Source organism: Neobacillus sp. DHD-1R, assembly GCF_057747995.1.
This window is the reverse complement of sequence record NZ_CM173232.1, coordinates 5239788-5258802: the sequence shown is the minus strand read 5'-3', so window position 1 is coordinate 5258802 and position 19015 is coordinate 5239788. Positions and strand designations below refer to the sequence as shown.

Sequence of the window (19015 nt, the reverse complement as noted above, 5' to 3'; positions counted from 1 at the left end):
TTTTTTCACCTCTTATTTAATTTAACAGCTTCATCAATCCACTTTTTTACTTCTTGAATAGGTCGTCCTATTTTTTTAGCGACTTCCTCAATTGTTTTTCCTCCTAAAAACACAGCATCTTTTGCCCTTCTTTTCATTTGCTGATAACTATTTTCGCAGGTACTCCGTTTGCCTATTTTAGTTGGGGGACAAAACAAACCATTATGCACCCTAGGAACAAATAAAGACTTACAGTTTAAACAAACTCGAAATTGCTTTTTTTTAGTTATTGCTTCAGAAAGTTGATGGTAAGCTGCTCCTAATAGAGTTACAGAGCTATAGGAAGGTAAATATTCACCATCTTCTTCCCTAAAGTCTATTTGTGGTGATACAAGCCTTAAAGCTCTGTTAACAAACGTTATAGCTCCTCTCCTTAATTCATTTAATTCTTCAAGCTTTTTATCATCCTTTGTTTTTTCGTACTCATCTTCAAGTAAAGGGATTTCTTCATAAAAAATTTTAAGAATATATTTCAACCACGATGCAGTTTCAAAAAAATAATCGAAGGTTTCATAACAATTAACTAATACTTTTTCTTTTATCTCCATTTTTGAGGGATTAACAAATAAGGACGAGGAAGCAGTATTAAGCACTGCTTGTCCAAATAATCCATAGTGATTACAAAACGATAGGATAGATTTTTCGTCTGTTAAATTAATGTTTGCTAAATCTTCAAGTAAATTTTCTTGGGAAAAGGGATTAATCTCTTTACTGTTCACAAAATAATTTTCAAATTCTCCAACTGTAAGATTCATTATTTCCTCGTCTTTTATGGTTTTGAATTCAGAGGCAACTATTAGGAGGATTCCATCAAAGTCTAAAAATTGGTAAGGTGCTCGGACTGGTAGATTTGTATTAAACAATGAGGCTTCCTTTTCAGGAAGTTGAATTATTTTTTTTCTTAAATCCGCATCTTCAATAGTTATTGCAGGCTTAACTTTTTTCAAATTTATTACCACCTTTATAAAAAAAGAATGTAAGCACCTGAATAAGCAGCCAATTGGTTTGCGCCGCTTATTTTTGACTATACAATAAGGCTATAGCTTTAGCAATACCCAAAAAGGAGGAATTACAAGATGAATAATTTAGAACTTTACCGAAGGAAAAAGGGAATGTCGCAAACGCAATTAGGGCTGAAATTAGGCATACATCCAACTAATATCACAATGGTAGAGCGTGAACATCGGAAAGCTTGGCCAAGGTTACGGAAGCAAATTGCGGATGGTCTTGGGGTAGCTGAAGAATTGTTATTCGATGAGGAAGGGAACCTGAAAAAAGTAGAGGTCTGAGACGGGAAAATTTAAGATTGGATAAAGTCGCTTTTATAAGGCTGTGGTTTTAAATTAAAAATATTAGGTGGTGGACTCATATGAATTTCAAATTAGAGTTTCCCGAGGGCGTAGTTCTAATTGAACGGTCTGAATTAAAAGCATTGCTAGAGGAAATGTTGCTGGAGATACAGGGGAACCAAGAAGAGGAAGAGGTAATGACTATAAGAGAAGCAGCTGAGTATCTAAAGGTAAGCGTTCCAACAATACGGAATATGATTGCTAAAAAGGAAATTCCCTTTTTCCAAAGGGGGCAGGTTATCCGTTTAAATCGCCGGGATGTAAAGGAATGGCTGCGTAATAACTCAAACCAGTATAGCAGGTGAGGTTATATGCAGGGATGGATAAAATTACATCGTAAGGTTCAAAGTCATTGGCTTTATCAGGAGAAAAGAAAGTTTTCTAAGTATGAGGCATGGTTGGATTTATTGATGATGGTTAATCATGAAGACAATAAAGTCGTTCTTGGAAATGAAATATTTGAAGTAAAAAGAGGTCAACGGATTACTTCAATAAGAAGGTTGTGTGAAAAATGGAGCTGGTCAAATACAAAAGTTACACAGTTTTTAAACTTATTACAAAGTGATGGGATGATCGAATTAAAAAGCGACAGCAAAAAGACGCTTATAACCATTGCCAATTATGATGACTATCAAAGTAGGGAAGATGAAAAAGCGATACAAAACAGACAGGACAACGACGTTAATCAGATGGAATTGCACACAAACAAGAATGATAAAGAATTAAAGAACGATAAAGAAGTAAAAGATCCTTCTAGTCGAAAGTCAAAACCTTACGACGAGAAAAGCATACCGTATCAATTAGCATTAAGACTTCTAAATAACATTAGGAAAAATAATGAAGGATTTAAAAAACCCAATCTTCAAAAATGGTCAGATGACTTTCGTTTAATGATTGAAAGGGACAATCGATTACCAGAAGAAATAACCACCTTGATTGATTGGTGTCAGCAAGATTCCTTTTGGAAGGCAATTATACTTTCTCCATCAAAATTAAGAAAACAGTATGATCAATTGGTTCTGAAAATTCAATCCACTAGATATGTAAAAAGGAATGAACACCGGCAGCATATTTCATTAAATCGCCCTAGTCATTGGGAAGAGCCAAAACCAATTACAGAAGACGAATTTCAGAAAATGAAACAATGGGAGGATGAACTCCCATTTTAGGAGGGATAAACAATGCAAATTGCGAGTAGTTTTCTGCCTCAGGGTGAGAATAACATTTACAAAAAGACTGTTTTTAGACTTCTACCAGAATTAGTAGGGCAAGAGATAGAAGCGGATTTTCTTAATGAACTTGTATGCCCGCAGTGTGGACAAGAAGGTGGGTCCGCTTTGGTTTACCGCCCAAATGATAATGACAGCTGGAATACGGTGGAAACATTCAAATGTTCTAGATGTAGGGATAGGGAGTTGTTCAATTTTTATATAAAAAAAAGTTTTAAAGAGCAAAGTCAGCTCATATCTGAAAGGCTTACGAACGATTATTTTCTTCTCCCAGAAAAATTAAAGGGTTCAGGCTTTAAGGATTACCATGAAACTAATTCCGTTACTACTGTTGCAAAGCAAAAGGCAATTTCCTATGTGAAAACATTTTTAGCATCGGAACAAGATAGCTACAACATTTTAATCCAAGGCAATCCGGGAACAGGGAAAACGCACTTGTGTGTAGCAATTGCCAGAACGCTAAAAGAAAAAGGTTTTATAGTTGGATTTTTAACCATAGGACAATTACTTTCAAAAATTAAATCTACGTATAACAAGGCTTCAATGATAACAGAAGAAAAAATCTTTAAGGATTTAAAAAAGCTAGATTTTTTAATCTTGGATGACTTAGGGGCGGAAGCAACAGGAGGAAATGATGATTGGAGAAAGAGTTTGATTTTTGAAATAGTAGAGAGTCGGAGTGGTAAACCGACAATCTACACAAGTAATTTGACAGATCAAGACTTACCTATGGCCGTAGGAGAAAGAGTCTTTAGCCGCCTATATGATAATACAAAATTTATTGATTTATTTACAGATGATTATCGAAAAAGACTTCAGATTAAATAATCATTTTGGAGGACAGTTGAAATGAAGGACAATGAAACAAGGCAAAAGTTTATTGAATTAAGGGCAAAAGGAGTAAGTTTTAGTAAAATTGCCAAGGAACTTAAAGTCGCAAAATCAACACTTATTGCGTGGTCAAAGGAACATCTCATGGAAATAGAAAATCTGAAGGCAGTTGAGGTTGAATCGTTACAGGAACAATTTTATATGACCAAAAAGGCCCGAATCGAATTATTAGGGCGGCAAGTTGAGCGAATGAAGAAGGAACTTGAAAACAGGGATTTTTCGGATGTTCCATCGGACAAATTATTAGATGCATTAAATAAAACGCTGAACCAGTTAAAGAATGATGAAAGTGAAGTCACTTTCAGAGGGGAAGGGGATACATTAGAGGACTTGGTAAGTAATATGAATACAGTTACATGGAAACCATAACAAGTCCAAAATTAAACCAAAACAAAGGTAATTTCCTTCAGGAATAGAGGGTCGATAGTTTAAAAGGACAATTTAGCCTGCAATAAAAGGCAGTCTATTTACTTATTCAGGACGAAATCTGATGGCAGATTGGAAAGGAATAGTGAAATCTAAAATAAGTCACCTGGGGCAAGAATTTGCTACATCAGTCTTTAATTAGAACAGTAAAATCGTGTCCCAGGCATAAAATCCTTTTGTTCTTATGGTTGAGGATTCGGAAGGGTTGGAAAATAGTAAGGGGAGGTTATAGGAGCCAGTACAGCTCAAAGGCTTTGTTAGCTTCCTTTAAATCCTTTGAAACCCGCCTATGGCTTCCAGGCGGTTTTTATTTTGAATACAGCAAATTGTTTCCAATCTTAACATAAAAATTTACACCTTAACATAATTTATGTTATGATTTAAAAAAACATGTTAAGGAGGGAAGTTCCGTGAAAAAATACGTGGAGAGCACATTGCATGTTGAGATTCAACAAAAGGAATTCCAGTCTCCATTGCCTCTTTACTTAAAAGGGAAATACGGCCTAGAGAAATGGCAAATCAGAGGTCAGAGTGTGCTTGTTGCCTATCCGAAAGTTGATGTTGGTGTTGTAGCCCTTGAAAAACATCAAAGCAAGCTTGAGCATATGTTTGAAATGCCCGTTGTATTTGCTTTTGAAACAACAACACGATATAAAATCAAAAAAATGACAGAAAAGGGTATAGCCTTTATACTCAATGGGCGCCAAGTCTTTATGCCATTCTTTGGTATAGTTATGAACGAATCCAATGTGCGAGACTTACCTGAGATAGAAAAAGTGTCTATCCAAACGCAAAAATTCATCTTGCTCGCCATTTATCATCGCTGGACCATAGTGGATATGGTAGAGGCTTCCCAACAACTTGATGTGTCTAGAATGACCGCTTCACGCGTTTTTGATGAATTAGAAGGAATAGATCCGGATTTAATATCAAAAGAAGGAAAGTATCGACAATTTTATCGGGATATGGAACTCAAGAATTTTTGGAAGAGGGTACAGCCATTCTTATTTAACCCTGTTATACGTGAGTATCGCCTTGAGCAAGAATTAAATGACCCCGGCTTAAGGCTAAGTGGGATCTCCGCTCTTAGTCGATACACTATGATAAACGACAACAATTATCCAACATTCTCCCTTACGAGAGAAGGGGAGAAGTGGTTCCGTTTAAGAGAGTCCTTTCAAGTTCCGAAATGGGAGTCACCAGGGTGCATTGTCCAAATTGTAAAGTATCAATTAGATGAAAAGGACGTAATGGATCCGTTATCCGTCGTCCTTTCCTTATCAAAAAAAGAAAAAGCCGATCCTCGTATCGAAGAGGAAATCGAAAAACTAATACAAAGGGTGCTAGAATAATGAGAGGACTAGAAACATTTAAAGAATTTTTTAAGGAATTTAAGAATCATTACGTTTTAATTGGTGGTGCTGCTTGTGATGTTATTTTTTCTGAGGAAGAGGAATCTTCTTTTCGAGCGACTAAGGATCTTGACTTAGTGCTTATTGTTGAAGCCCTCACTCCAGAATTCGGAAAGCACTTTTGGTCGTTTATTGAAGCAGGGCAGTATGAACATAAAGCAATGAGTACAACAGGGGAACCTCAATTCTATCGCTTTGATAAACCCAAGGATGAAAAATTTCCTTATATGATTGAGCTTTTCGGCCGTAATAATTTTGAGTTGGCCAATGCTGACAGCCATCTTACACCTTTGCGGATTGATGATGAGGTTTCTAGTTTATCCGCCATTTTATTGGACGAAGACTATTATAATATGCTAATTGAAGGACGTAAGTCGGTGGGGGGGCTCATGATACTTTCTGAGCTTTATTTAATACCCTTCAAAGCCAAAGCGTGGCTCGATCTCACAGAAAGGAAGGGAAATGGCTTGTCTGTATCTAATAGGGATATTAAAAAGCATAAAAACGATGTAACGAGGCTAGCCTCTCTACTAGATGCTTCTAAACAATGTCGCCTACCTGCTGGAGTTCAAGAAGATATGAAACGTTTTATGGATGCCTATCGGGAAGAACCGGTTGACCCTGAAGTATTGGACATGCATATCACTTCAGATGAGATCATTGACGTTCTTGATAAGGTATACGGAACAGGACAGCCAGAATATATCAAGTAAGTAATAATTCTTATGATATAGCTTACATAAAAGGTTCCGTTTAATGAAATTCGGTGGTCATTATATCATTCTTACCTAGTTTCATGTTTTCCATTAAAGAGTTAATAAATCCACCCTTTTACCGTGTTACAACTTTTATGTGCTGGTGCTAATATTTAAAAATGCAGAGAGGATACATAGAATTATGAATAAGCAAAAACTTGCCACGAAGATATGGGAATCCGCTAATAAAATGCGTTCAAAAATTGAAGCCAACGAATATAAAGATTATATTTTAGGTTTCATTTTTTACAAGTACCTTTCAACATATGAAGTACAGAAACTGAAAGAACAAGGTTTTACCCAGGAAGACATTGAGGCTCTTGATGAAGAAGATGTAGAGATCGTAAAGTATGTTCGTGAGGAAGTTGGGTACTTCATTGCCTACAAGGACTTATTCTCGACTTGGCTCAAAATGGGCAAAGATTTTGATGTGTCTAATGTTACGGATGCCTTGTCAGCGTTTAACCGTTTGATTAATCCCTCTCATAAAAAGGTGTACGAGGGTATCTTTAATACATTGCAAACCGGTTTAAGTAAACTTGGTGAAAGTTCCGCATCCCGAACAAAAGCTATCAGCGATCTGATTCATCTTATTAAAGATGTTCCTATGGATGGCAGACAAGACTACGATATTATTGGCTTCATATATGAATATCTCATAAGCATGTTCGCTGCTAATGCTGGAAAGAAGGCAGGCGAGTTTTACACTCCGTATGAAGTATCTCTTCTTATGTCCGAAATTGTTGCAGACCATTTGAAGGACAGAACGGAAATCGAAATTTATGACCCGACGAGTGGTTCAGGCTCCCTTCTGATAAACATCGGTCGATCAGTTGCAAAGCATATTGATGACGAAAGAAACATCAAATACTATGCGCAGGAACTGAAGCAGAATACATACAACCTTACTCGGATGAATTTAGTTATGCGTGGGATCCTTCCGGCTAATATCATAACCCGCAACGGTGACACTCTGGAAGATGATTGGCCGTACTTTGATGAAACCAGCCCGGCTGAAACGTACAATCCACTTTATGTGGATGCTGTTGTTTCCAATCCACCGTACTCCCAGCATTGGGACCCTAGTAATAAGCAAACGGACCCGCGCTATGCACGTTTCGGCGTTGCCCCGAAAGCAAAAGCAGATTATGCTTTCTTGCTTCATGACTTATACCATATTAAGCCAAACGGCATCATGACGATAGTTCTTCCGCATGGTGTTTTATTCCGTGGTGGTGAAGAGGGCGAGATTCGCAAAAATTTAATAGAAGAAAATCACATTGATGCTATAATCGGACTCCCTGGGAATATTTTCTTTGGTACAAGCATTCCGACAATCATTATGGTTTTGAAGCAAAAGCGTGAGAACACGGATGTTTTGATTGTTGATGCATCAAAAGGTTTTATTAAAGTTGGCAAGAACAATAAGCTCAGAGCATCTGATATTAAAAAGATTGTTGACACCCTAGCAGTCAGAGACGATATTGATAAATTTTCAAGAAAAATCAGTCGCGAGGAAATCCGCCGAAATGAATACAACTTGAATATTCCGAGATATGTAGATTCCTCTGAAGGTGAAGAAAAGTGGGACCTTTATGCTTCTATGTTCGGCGGTATTCCTATGAGCGAGATTGTTAAACTTTGTGAGTATTGGAGTGCTTTTCCGGAATTAAAAGAGGCACTTTTTACAAAAGGTGTAGGTCCATATACTGAGTTGGCGGTCAGCAATGTTGAACAGACTATCGATGAGCATCCTGCCATAAAAGCTTTTATTTCTAATTTTAAGAGAGCTTTCGGAGACTTTGGCAGTTTCTTGCAAAGCGAGTTGATAACGAATATGGCGACCCTCAATATTTCCAAAGAAGAGGATATTTTGAGTGCTGACATTTTTGCCCGTCTTGATTCCATTCCTCTAATTAACAGATATGAAGCGTATCAATTGCTTCATGACGAGTGGGAAAAAACATCTGTTGACTTAGAAATAATACAAACAGAGGGCTTCAACGCTGTTAAAAAAGTTAATCCCAACATGGTTATCAAAAAGAAGGACGGAAAAGAGGAAGAGATACAAGAAGGTTGGATCGGTCATATTATTTCGTTTGAACTTGTACAACGGACGCTTCTTGTCGATGAATATGAAGCACTTAAGCAAATAGAAGGTCGCCTTGCTGAAATCTCCTCTGAATATGCTGAAATACTTGACTCACTTTCCGAAGAAGAAAAGGATTCAAGTGTGACAAACGAAACCAGCGATGCGTTTGTCGCAAAAGAAGTCGGTGAAAGACTTAAAGAGATCTATGCTGATGTGGACACCCAGGAAATAAAGGCTCTGAAAGCTTATTCTACACTTTCAAAGAAAGCCGACAAGCTTGCCTTTATCAGTGAACATGACGATGTAGTATGGTCCAATATGGAACCAAACAAAGACGGTACTTATGCTAAAAAAGCAGTAAACGCTTATTTAGCAGAGCTTCAATCTGCATTTGTCTTCCCGGAAGATTCGTTTGAAGCAAAAATTATAAGAGTAAGTAAGCTGATGGCCGAAGAAAAGGAAGCAAAAGCAAAGGCAAAAGCGGATGCCGCAGCATTGCATATTAAAACAAAAGAAACCATTGAGTCACTTTCCGACGAACAGGCGCTTGAACTGCTTGAGCAAAAATGGATTGTTCCGCTAACGGAGAGCATTGAGTTGCTTCCCAAATCGGTAATTCAAGTTCTGGTAGAAAAAATCAAGATCCTTTCTGAAAAATACTCTTTCACATACTCTGCGGTCGAATCGAAGATACAGGAAGCGGAGTCTACTCTCTCGGCGTTTATCGATGAACTGACTGGCAACGAGTATGATATAAAAGGTCTCAGCGAGTTACAGGCGCTGTTAAAGGGTGAATGATATGGCAGAAATAGATAAAAAACCAGAAATTCGCTTCACCGGATTTACGGATGCTTGGGAACAGCGTAAGTTGGGAGAGATTGCTGACCGTGTGCAAGGAAATGATGGCAGAATGGATCTGCCTACGCTCACAATTTCTGCTGCAAAAGGTTGGCTTGACCAACGTGTTAGGTTTTATGGAAACATTGCAGGTAATGAGCAGAAGAATTATACATTGCTTTCAAAAGGCGAACTCTCCTACAATCACGGTAATTCAAAACTTGCAAAATACGGAGCAGTATTTGAGTTAAAAAATTACGAAGAAGCCCTGGTTCCAAGGGTTTATCACAGTTTTAGAGTTAACGAAGATACTGTTGCAAGTTTTGTGGAATACTTATTTGCTACAAAATTGCCAGACAAGGAACTCGGTAAGCTTATATCATCTGGTGCTCGTATGGATGGTCTACTTAATATCAGCTATGATGAATTTATGGGTATTGCTGTTAATACTCCTGAAAAAGCTGAACAATTTAAGATTGGAGATTTCTTCCGCAAACTCGACCACCTTATCGCTCTTCATCAACTGAAGTATAACAAATTGGTAATCGTCAAAAAATCAATGCTCGAAAAAATGTTCCCGAAAGATGAAGCCAATGTTCCGGAAGTTCGTTTTGCCGGATTTACCGATGATTGGGAACAGCGTAAGTTGGGAGATGTTGCAGACCGTATTGTTAGAAAGAACACAAATCTCGAGTCAACATTACCACTAACCATTTCTGCACAATATGGATTGGTTGACCAAATAACCTATTTTAATAATCGTATTGCAAGTCGTGATGTAAGCAATTACTATCTCGTAAAAAATGGTGAATTTGCATACAACAAAAGTTATTCGGAGGGCTACCCTTTTGGTGCAGTAAAACGCTTAGATCTTTATGAGATGGGCGTTTTATCAACTCTTTACATTGTATTCGCACCTAAAATAGATGTCATAAATTCTGATTATCTAGTTTCATACTATGAAACAAATAATTGGCATAAGCAAGTGGCGGAAAGAGCTGCTGAGGGTGCAAGAAATCATGGATTACTTAATATTTCGGCAGATGCTTTTTTTGATACAGAATTAAAATTCCCAAAAAGTAAAACTGAGCAAGCCAAAATCGGTGTTTTTTTCAAGCAGCAGGATGACCTTATCACCCTACAGCAGCGAAAGTTAGAAAAGTTAAAGAATATTAAGAAATCCATGTTCGAAAAAATGTTTGTGTAGGAGGTTTGAAAGCGTAATGGTCTTTGACAAAGAATCTGATTTTGAAGAAGCCTTGGTTGAGGCACTTTCACATAAAGGCTGGGAATCTAAGATCCTGAAAAATACCTCTGAAGAAGATTTGCTAAAAAACTGGGCGGATATTCTCTTTGAAAATAACAGAGGTATCGACCGTTTGAATGATTATCCTCTGACAAGCGGTGAGATGCAACAGATAATGGAGCAGATTACCACGCTGCGGACACCTTTGAAACTAAACGGCTTCATTAACGGGAGAACTGTATCCATTATTCGTGATAATCCCAATGATACTCTGCACTTTGGGAAAGAGGTCAGTCTCAAGATATATGACCGCCGTGAGATCGCCGCTGGACAAAGCCGTTATCAAATCGTAAAACAGCCAAAATTTAAGAGCAAGTCCAAAATATTAAATGACCGTCGTGGTGATTTGATGCTCTTGATCAACGGTATGCCGGTTATTCACATCGAGTTGAAGCGCAGCGGCGTTTCGGTCAGCCAGGCATATAACCAGATAGAAAAATACTCCGATGAAGGGATCTTCACCGGAATATTTTCGCTTATTCAGATTTTTGTTGCTATGGAACCGGCAGAAACAGTTTATTTCGCCAATCCCGGAATGGACGGAAAGTTCAATAAAGATTTCTACTTTCACTGGGCAGATTTTAATAACGAGCCTATCAATGACTGGAAAGATATTGCGTCCTCACTGCTTTCCATTCCGATGGCACACCAGCTTATTGGCTTTTATACCGTCGCCGATGATTCCGATGGTGTACTAAAAGTCATGCGTAGCTATCAATACTATGCTGCAAACGCCATTTCTGACCGTGTTTCCAAAACCAACTGGGATGGTCGCGGCAGACTTGGCGGGTATGTTTGGCATACCACAGGCTCCGGCAAGACAATGACAAGCTTCAAGTCGGCGCAGCTTATTGCAAACTCAAAAGATGCCGATAAGGTTATCTTCCTAATGGACAGAATTGAACTCGGAACGCAATCCTTGAAAGAGTATCGCGGTTTTGCAGATGAAAATGAGTCTGTGCAGGCAACGGAAGATACCTTTACTTTAATTTCAAAACTTAAAAGCGACGACCCGGCAAATACGCTTATAGTGACCTCTATCCAGAAAATGAGCAATATCAAAGATGAAGAGGGCGGCTTAAATGCTCATGATATTGAGCTGATGAGTTCCAAGAGAATCGTCTTTATTGTCGATGAAGCGCATCGCTCTACATTCGGAGAAATGCTAACGGATATAAAGTACTCTTTCCCGTCTGCCGTTTTCTTTGGATTTACAGGAACGCCCATTCAAGATGAAAACCAAAAGAAAATGAACACCACTGCAACCATTTTCGGTGATGAGCTACACAGATACAGCATTGCCGATGGTATTCGTGATAAGAATGTCCTTGGATTTGACCCTTACAAAGTGTTGACCTACAGAGATAGGGATGTTCGTGAGGCTGTTGCTTTGTTGCAGGCAAAAGCGGTTTCCGTTGAAGAAGCTCTCGCTGATCCTATAAAGAAGGAAGTCTTTTATAAATACATGGATTCTTCTCAAGTAAAAATGGCGGGCTTTATCGGTGATGATGGAAAGAATGTCAAAGGAATAGAGGACTATTTGCCGACATCCCAATATCAAACTGAAGAACATGAAAACATGGTTGTTAAGGACATTACTGACAACTGGCTGACATTAAGTCATAATAGCAAGTTCCACGCAATTTTTGCTACAAGCAGCATACCAGAGGCAATCATTTATTATCGGATGATAAAAAAAGTCATGCCAACATTAAAGGTTACTTGCCTGTTTGACCCAAGCATCGACAATAACGGCGGAGTAGCTTTTAAAGAGGACGGTCTAGTTGAAATAATCGAGGATTACAACGCTAGATATGAGCAGAAATTTAGTCTAAAGAACTTCGATAAGCTAAAAAAAGACATCGCTGCACGTCTTGCTCATAAAGATCCATATAAGTCGATAGAAAGAACGCCGGAAAAGCAACTCGATCTTCTGATTGTAGTCGACCAGATGCTTACAGGATTCGATTCAAAGTGGATTAACACGCTTTATATGGATAAGAGGCTTCGGTATGAAAATATCATCCAAGCATTCTCCCGTACAAATCGTCTGTTCGGCCCGGAAAAGCCTTTTGGAACCATACGATACTACAGGTATCCGCATACAATGGAGCAAAACATCGAAAAAGCTGTTAAGCTCTATTCTGGTGATAAGCCTATTGGATTATTTGTAGAAAAGCTTGAGTACAATCTAAACAAGCTGAATGCAATTTTTTATGACATCAGCGAGCTGTTCACCCGTTCCGGGATTCCGAACTTTGAAAAGCTTCCGGATGACAGTTCGGAGCGTGGGAAATTTGCATCACTCTTCAAATCATTCAACGACTATCTGGAAGCTGCAAAAATCCAAGGCTTTTCATGGAATCAGTCAATGTATGAATTCAACCATGGCCGTGGAAAGCCAAAGACTAAAGTTGAAATGAAACTAGATGAAAACACCTATTTGGTTTTGGCACTCCGTTATAAAGAGCTGTTCGGCGGCAACGGCGGAGGTGGCGGCGACGATGTTCCTTTCGAGATTGATGGTTACCTTACGGAGATTGATACCGGAAAAATTGACTCGGACTATATGAACTCGCGCTTTGAAAAATTTCTGAAAATCCTTACACATGGTGATGTAGATCTAGCTGAAATGCGGAAGACGCTTGATGATTTGCATAAGTCATTCGCTATATTGACGCAGGAAGAACAAAAGTATGCAAACATCTTCCTTCACGACGTAGAAAGTGGAAATGCCAGGTTGGAAAGTGGTAAAACCTTCAGGGATTATATCACTGAATATCAATTTAGGGCAAAGAATGACCAGATCCAAAGTATTTCTCGATTCTTGGGGGTGGATGAAAAGCAACTCCGCAATCTTATGGCTGCAAATGTAACTGAAGCGAACATCAATCAGTTCGGTCGCTTCGATTATTTGAAGGCTAGCGTAGACAAAGCCAAGGCAAAGGAGTATTTCGAAAAACTGGAAAATGCAAAAATACCACTATTTAAGATCAACATAAGAGTACATAATTTGCTTAAGGAGTTCATTCTTAAAGATGGATTCGATATTGAAGAGCTGTAAGAATACTAGGGCGGCATAATGTAATAAAGCAATATAAATAAACCAAATGGAGAGGGTCTTTCATCCGTTTGATGAACTGTTGTTCGGTCCCTATCCGTCGCTGGCGCAGGAATTCTGAACCCAGCTCGCATGAATATTAAGGTTAAACTCTTTAGTGAGATAATAGAGAAGCAAATATTTGTTTATTAAAAAGGTGCGATTTCCTCTTATGGAGTCGCATTTTTAATTAATTTTCACCATCCGCAAAACATATTTCCCTATTTTTGGTTTTATTAGTATATAATTCTTGTTGAAAGGGTGGGGGTTATGGCTAAGAAAAAAATTTATGCAGTCCGTAACGGCAGAAAAGTTGGTATTTTTGAAACCTGGGATGAATGTAAAAGTGCAGTAGATGGTTATAAAGGTGCAATATATAAAGGCTTTCAATCTCGTGAAGAGGCTGAAGCATATTTAAAACTAGAAGAGAATATTCCTTTAAATAGCAATAATAAAGATGAAAGTGTTGTTATTACGCCTACAGAAAAAGGCGCAAATACACTTACCGCATATGTTGATGGCAGCTATAGCGATGAGATGAAACGGTATTCATACGGTCTTTTATTGATATTACCTGATGGTCAAACCATTGAGGACTATGGATATGGTGATGATAAAAACGCTTTACCTTCAAGGAATGTTGCTGGGGAATTGATGGGAACCATGAAGGCGGTAAAAAAAGCCGCAGAAATGGGATACAACAAAATATTAATTTTTCATGATTATGAAGGAATTGCAAAATGGTATCAAGGTGAATGGAAAGTTAAGTCATACGTCGCAACTACATATATGGATTTTATGTCGAAATATAGTGATATTAAAATCAATTTCCAATGGGTTAAAGGTCATTCTGGAAATAAAAATAACGAAATAGTAGACAAGCTTGCAAAGCAAGCTTTGGCCATTGGAGAAAAACCTAAGGTGGGCTCCGATTATATTGTAGTTGAACGGTTAAAAATAAGCGATATAGAAGTGATTATTGATTTGTTAAGTGATGATTTTGACGGTTTGTTGGTAAAAAGGTCAGAAGATGATGTAAAAATTACCTGGCAATTTCTATTTGAAAAAGAGAGAATTGTAGTAGTATACTACAAGGATAAAAGAAAGTTAATGATCCAGGGTAGAAAAGAAAGGCTATTCACTGTTTTTTCTGCCTATATATTTGAATTAGTGGATAGCAATCAAATATTTGAAGTTTTTAATCCATTTTATAATGTTAAGGTTGATAAGGAATTTGTTGAAAACGAGTTTGTTACTTATTTGCCTAACAAAAATATTGAATTCTCGCCAAAACTCAATAATTCAATCAAGCAAGCAATTTTTAACCTTCAACTCGAGGGTGATATGTACGATTACACATTCTTATCATTTCCTGCCTTGAGGACTCTTGAGGGGTTTTTAAAATTAATTTTGCAAAAACACAATATCATTGTCGATAAGTCTTTTGATTGCTTTATCCCAAAAGATAAAGATAAAGGAACATATAAGCTGGATGAAAAATATCATGGGAATATAGGGTCACCGAAGAAGATAAGGTACTTAAATTCTGTTTATGATTATCATAGCAGGCATAGACATACTCTGTTCCATTGGGATTATTATGAAAAGGGACAGAAAGACACGACAAGGGTTTTGGATCGAAATCATTGGCGAGCTATGATAACAGACACTTTACAATTAATGGATGAATACTTTACTGTTAAGTAGGGAATAATATGTCTAGAAGGAAGGAGGGATTGTGATGAGTAAATTTAATGTAATACAGCTTGATAAGAATGAATACGATGCTTGCATTATAATTCAAACTTACGAATCCCTCCATGAACTAAAACCGGAATTAACCCATCTTGGTAATGTTCATGGTAAAGTTCTCCTGGATACTTTGTTTCACTCAGGTAACGTAAATGATCGTTTCATTGAATTAGATAGCCAAAATGGAAATTTGGATTGGTCTTCGGCACGAACAGCATTTATAGATAAACAAGATGAAATTAGAACTATTATTGCAAAGACTCTGGAAAAAACTCCAGAAATATTAAATAATTCGATTTTAACCAGCATCCAAAAGAAATTACTTAGTAGAGGTATTGGTATTTAAAAAAATGCCCTCCCACAGCGGGAGGGTTATTTATTTTATTCTACCCATGTTATAAAAATTTGAGACTTTCCAACATTTTTTTTTGTGAAACAACGGTGATCGTTTCGAGGAGCAAAAAACGAGCAATTGAAATAATGAACTTTAGCGAATATCTTTTGACCACCATCTGACCACGAATCATATAGAATGTAATTTTTCCGTTTTTGGAGTTTACAAGGAAAAGTCCGTAAAAGCACGCTTTTCTTTTACTCCTTATAAACAGCTTTCTTCATATTTAATATATGCATTAAAGAACGTAAAAAATACGGTCTTAAAGGTGCTCGTCGTGCGCCTCAGTTCTCAAAACGTTAATTTTGGCGTTTCAAAGGCTCTTTTCACTTTTGTGGAAAGGGTCTTTTTTTATACAAGAAAAATGCTGCTAGCCGTAAAGTCCCTAGGTAAAAACGACTAAAATGTTAACGTTTTCACCTTTTTGTTGTATTTTTAAATTTAGGATGCTAGTATACAAATAAACGCTTAAAGTTTAGCTTATAAAAAAGCATACAAAGGTTAACTATCTTCTTTTTCCAGTATTGAATGAGTGAAGGTACAATGCTATGATGGGGATAGAATTTTGTTCAAGTGAATGGGAAATAGGGAGTGTACCATAATGGTAACAGTATCGCCAAGGCTGCCTCGTGAAAATAATAAAGATTACTCTTATAGAGTCATAAAAGATTCGATTATGTCTTTAGAACTAGAACCAGGTAAAGCTATTAGTGAAATTGAATTAGCAGAAGCATTGCAGCTTTCTCGAACGCCAATTAGAGAGGTACTGGCAAAATTACGGGAAGAGCATTTAGTAGAAGTAATACCACAAGTAGGAACTTATATATCCAAAATTAAGCCACAATTAATTAAAGAAGCTTCATTTATGCGTTACACACTTGAAAAAGAGGTATTAAAGCTATCGTGTGAAACGTTTCCGAAGGCTAATTTATATGAGTTAAAGAGGAACATGGCTCTTCAGGAAGAATTAATTGGGAAAAAAGGAATGGAACGGCAATTCCATAAACTGGATAAAGAGTTTCATCATATCATCTTTCAAGGGAATAGGAAGGAAAATGTTTGGGAGGCAATAAATAGAATAAGCACCCATTATAACCGGATCAGACTGCTTTCAGAGATGCAGCATAGTTTTGATGAAGCCATTGGTCAACATAAGAGAATTATCCAAATTCTTGAAGAAAAAGATTGTGACCTAGTTGAAGATATCGTAAGAGCTCATATTATGGAACCAATTAAACTCTGGGAGGATTTATTTAAAGAAGACAGTCCTTATTTAACCTTTTTTGAACTCCCTGAAAAGATACCAGTATTCCTGTAGTTATAGGAATACTTTTTTTTGCCTAAAAATAGGAAGCTGAAAGAGAAAAATGCAAGGGATTTCTTGAAATTTGCCTCTTCTTTTTTGGGAATTTGAACAAATTGTTACCGTTTACATATTTTCTATTGCACAAAATAATTTCGCATGCTAGTATACTAGTATAAATAAAAAAGGAGGGACGAGTGCTTAAAGCCAAACAATTAAAACAGCTAAGGTCCTTGGAGTAAAGCAATTGCTATTTTTAAATTTTAAGTTAACCATCATTATTTGTAAGGTAGAAATGAACCATGGACAAGAGCTTAAATTAATTGGTAATAAGTTGATCAACCATCTTAGATTTCTCGTCTTAGTTTTTGCAATAATGGATAAATTGTAATCGCTTTATTATTTTGAGCAACTAAAAACACTATAGGAGGAACAGCACATGCGTCCTTTCGGTTTTAAAGACAAACTTGGTTATTTATTCGGTGATTTTGGAAACGATTTCTTCTTTATTCTAGTAGCCTCTTTTTTAATGGTATTTTATACAGATGTCTTCCATCTTAATCCGGCTACGGTCGGCGGGCTCTTTTTAGCAGCAAGGTTATGGGATGCGGTTGCAGATATTACTTGGGGCCGTTTTATTGATACTAGAAAAGCAGGTAAAAGTGGTAAGTTCAGACCTTGGATTTTTAGAATGTCAATCCCGCTTGTTATTTCCGGTGTGTTAATGTTTGTTCACATTCCTGGTATGTCAAATGGATTCTATTTAGCTTATGCCTATGTAACATATATTTTATGGGGAACATTATATAGCACAGTTAATATCCCTTATGGTTCTATGGCTTCTGTTATCTCAAGTGATCCTGTTGATCGTACTTCGCTATCAAGCTGGAGAACCTTGGGTGCGAATTTAGCAGGTTTAATTATCAATGTTGTTGGACCAATGATTTTGTTTGTAAATAATAAAGCGGATGCAAATCACTTTTTACTAGGTGCCATCATTTTCGGTGCACTAGCAATTGCTTGTTATATGGCTTGTTATAAATTATCAGTTGAACGTATTACAATGGATGAAACTGCGAAGCCAAAAGTTAATTTTGCAAAAACTGTAAAAGGGTTAGGACAAAATAAACCACTAATTGTGTTTCTTATCGCTTCTTTAACTTTCATGGTTGTCTTCATGTTAATTGGCACAGTAAACGTTTATCTTTTTAAAGATTATTTCGGTAATGCCAAAGCATTAAGTATGGTTGGTCTTCTTCAATCGGTTGCTGTTTTTATTGGAATGCCAATGGTTAAACCATTAGTAGCTAAATTTGGCAAAAAGGAATTAGCTTCAGCCGGTCTCGTGATTGCGGCGGTTGTCTATGGAGTCTTATATCTAATGCCAAATTTAAACTCAACGCAATTCATTTCCATTCTTTTTGTTGCAATGTTCGGTTATGGACTGTTTAACCTAGTTATTTGGGCATTCGTTACAGATGTAATTGATTACCATGAATATTTAACAGGTTTACGTGAAGACGGCACTGTGTATTCAATCTATTCGTTTGCTCGTAAAGTAGGACAAGCTGTTGCTGGTGGTATTGGCGGTATAGCGATCGGCGCTGTCGGTTATAATCCAAATCTTCAAGCACAAACACAAGGCACGCTTCAGGGAATTCATACTCTCGGTACTTTAGTCCCTGCCATCACTCTAGCAGTCGTATTCTTACTAATTGTATTCCTTTATCCGTTGAATAAAAAACGCACGACTCAACTTGCCAGTGATTTAGCAACAAAAAGAAAAGCTGCATAAATAAGAAAATAGTAATGAAGGCCAGTATCCTATGAAAATAGAATGCTGGCTTTTTTTGATTTCCATTTTTAAGGCTGCGGCTTTACACGCACTTCCTCTAAAATTAAAACAAATTATGAACAAAATCATTTATACTTGAAAACGCTTTAAAGGTATGCTAGTATACAAGTATACTAAAAAGAGGTGATAGAGTTAAGTGGTACTGAATATCAACCAAGTCTGTATAATAATGACTTAACTAGTACCATAGTAAAAAATTTACCCTACTTGCTATTAAAATATTTAAGTTTATCTTTTCATTAATTAAGCCAATATATAAAATGTCTATGTCTAAT

15 protein-coding genes and 1 pseudogene are annotated in these 19015 nt (G+C 37.1%); 15 read left to right on the top strand and 1 reads right to left on the bottom strand.

Features of this window, described 5'->3' with window-relative positions; translation table 11 throughout:
- Window positions 1-5: 5 nt before the first annotated feature.
- A complete protein-coding gene (locus AC3ANL_RS25860; RefSeq protein ID WP_488327130.1) occupies window positions 6-986 on the bottom strand; it encodes a hypothetical protein in 981 nt (326 codons plus the stop codon).
- Between the two features lie 129 nt (window positions 987-1115).
- On the opposite strand from AC3ANL_RS25860, the gene AC3ANL_RS25855 reads away from it, so the two are divergent.
- From AC3ANL_RS25855 to AC3ANL_RS25785, 15 genes and pseudogenes are all read left to right on the top strand, one after another.
- Window positions 1116-1328 carry a helix-turn-helix domain-containing protein gene (locus tag AC3ANL_RS25855; protein ID WP_403088810.1) on the top strand — a complete coding sequence of 71 codons (213 nt, stop codon included), beginning with the start codon at window positions 1116-1118 and terminating at the stop codon, window positions 1326-1328.
- A gap of 80 nt (window positions 1329-1408) precedes the next feature.
- Window positions 1409-1693 carry a helix-turn-helix domain-containing protein gene (locus tag AC3ANL_RS25850; protein WP_488327129.1) on the top strand — a complete coding sequence of 95 codons (285 nt, stop codon included), beginning with the start codon at window positions 1409-1411 and terminating at the stop codon, window positions 1691-1693.
- A gap of 6 nt (window positions 1694-1699) precedes the next feature.
- On the top strand, window positions 1700-2557 hold the full coding sequence (locus AC3ANL_RS25845) for a Replication protein O (RefSeq protein ID WP_488327128.1): 858 nt from the start codon (window positions 1700-1702) through the stop codon (window positions 2555-2557).
- Between the two features lie 12 nt (window positions 2558-2569).
- Window positions 2570-3445: an ATP-binding protein gene (locus AC3ANL_RS25840; RefSeq protein WP_488327127.1), complete on the top strand. Its 876-nt coding sequence runs from the start codon at window positions 2570-2572 to the stop codon at window positions 3443-3445.
- Between the two features lie 21 nt (window positions 3446-3466).
- The gene (locus tag AC3ANL_RS25835) at window positions 3467-3877 is read left to right on the top strand and encodes a hypothetical protein (RefSeq protein WP_488327126.1); all 411 of its coding nucleotides are present in this window, start codon (window positions 3467-3469) and stop codon (window positions 3875-3877) included.
- A 467-nt stretch (window positions 3878-4344) separates the two neighbouring features.
- Window positions 4345-5286: a hypothetical protein gene (locus tag AC3ANL_RS25830; protein ID WP_488327125.1), complete on the top strand. Its 942-nt coding sequence runs from the start codon at window positions 4345-4347 to the stop codon at window positions 5284-5286.
- Window positions 5286-6059, top strand: a complete 774-nt coding sequence (locus AC3ANL_RS25825) for a hypothetical protein (RefSeq protein ID WP_488327124.1) — start codon at window positions 5286-5288, stop codon at window positions 6057-6059. The genes AC3ANL_RS25830 and AC3ANL_RS25825 overlap by 1 nt, the downstream gene beginning before the upstream one ends.
- 184 nt (window positions 6060-6243) lie before the next feature.
- Window positions 6244-8991 (top strand): type I restriction-modification system subunit M, encoded by a 2748-nt coding sequence (locus tag AC3ANL_RS25820; protein ID WP_488327123.1) that lies wholly within the window; start codon window positions 6244-6246, stop codon window positions 8989-8991.
- 1 nt (window position 8992) lies between these two features.
- Entirely contained in the window at window positions 8993-10237 is a 1245-nt protein-coding gene (locus AC3ANL_RS25815; RefSeq protein ID WP_488327122.1) for a restriction endonuclease subunit S, read from the top strand.
- Window positions 10238-10253: 16 nt separating this feature from the next.
- Window positions 10254-13400, top strand: coding sequence for a type I restriction endonuclease subunit R, EcoR124 family (locus tag AC3ANL_RS25810; RefSeq protein WP_488327121.1), 3147 nt, complete (start codon window positions 10254-10256; stop codon window positions 13398-13400).
- Between the two features lie 306 nt (window positions 13401-13706).
- Complete coding sequence (locus tag AC3ANL_RS25805) at window positions 13707-15143, top strand: ribonuclease H1 domain-containing protein (RefSeq protein WP_488327120.1); 1437 nt, start codon at window positions 13707-13709, stop codon at window positions 15141-15143.
- A gap of 34 nt (window positions 15144-15177) precedes the next feature.
- On the top strand, window positions 15178-15534 hold the full coding sequence (locus AC3ANL_RS25800) for a type II toxin-antitoxin system RnlB family antitoxin (RefSeq protein ID WP_488327119.1): 357 nt from the start codon (window positions 15178-15180) through the stop codon (window positions 15532-15534).
- Window positions 15535-15819: 285 nt separating this feature from the next.
- Window positions 15820-15885, top strand: a pseudogene (rpsI, locus tag AC3ANL_RS25795) (30S ribosomal protein S9); the annotation flags it as partial.
- Between the two features lie 298 nt (window positions 15886-16183).
- Window positions 16184-16900 (top strand): GntR family transcriptional regulator, encoded by a 717-nt coding sequence (locus AC3ANL_RS25790; RefSeq protein WP_488327118.1) that lies wholly within the window; start codon window positions 16184-16186, stop codon window positions 16898-16900.
- Between the two features lie 424 nt (window positions 16901-17324).
- On the top strand, window positions 17325-18680 hold the full coding sequence (locus AC3ANL_RS25785; protein WP_488327117.1) for an MFS transporter: 1356 nt from the start codon (window positions 17325-17327) through the stop codon (window positions 18678-18680).
- The last annotated feature ends 335 nt before the right edge of the window (window positions 18681-19015 follow it).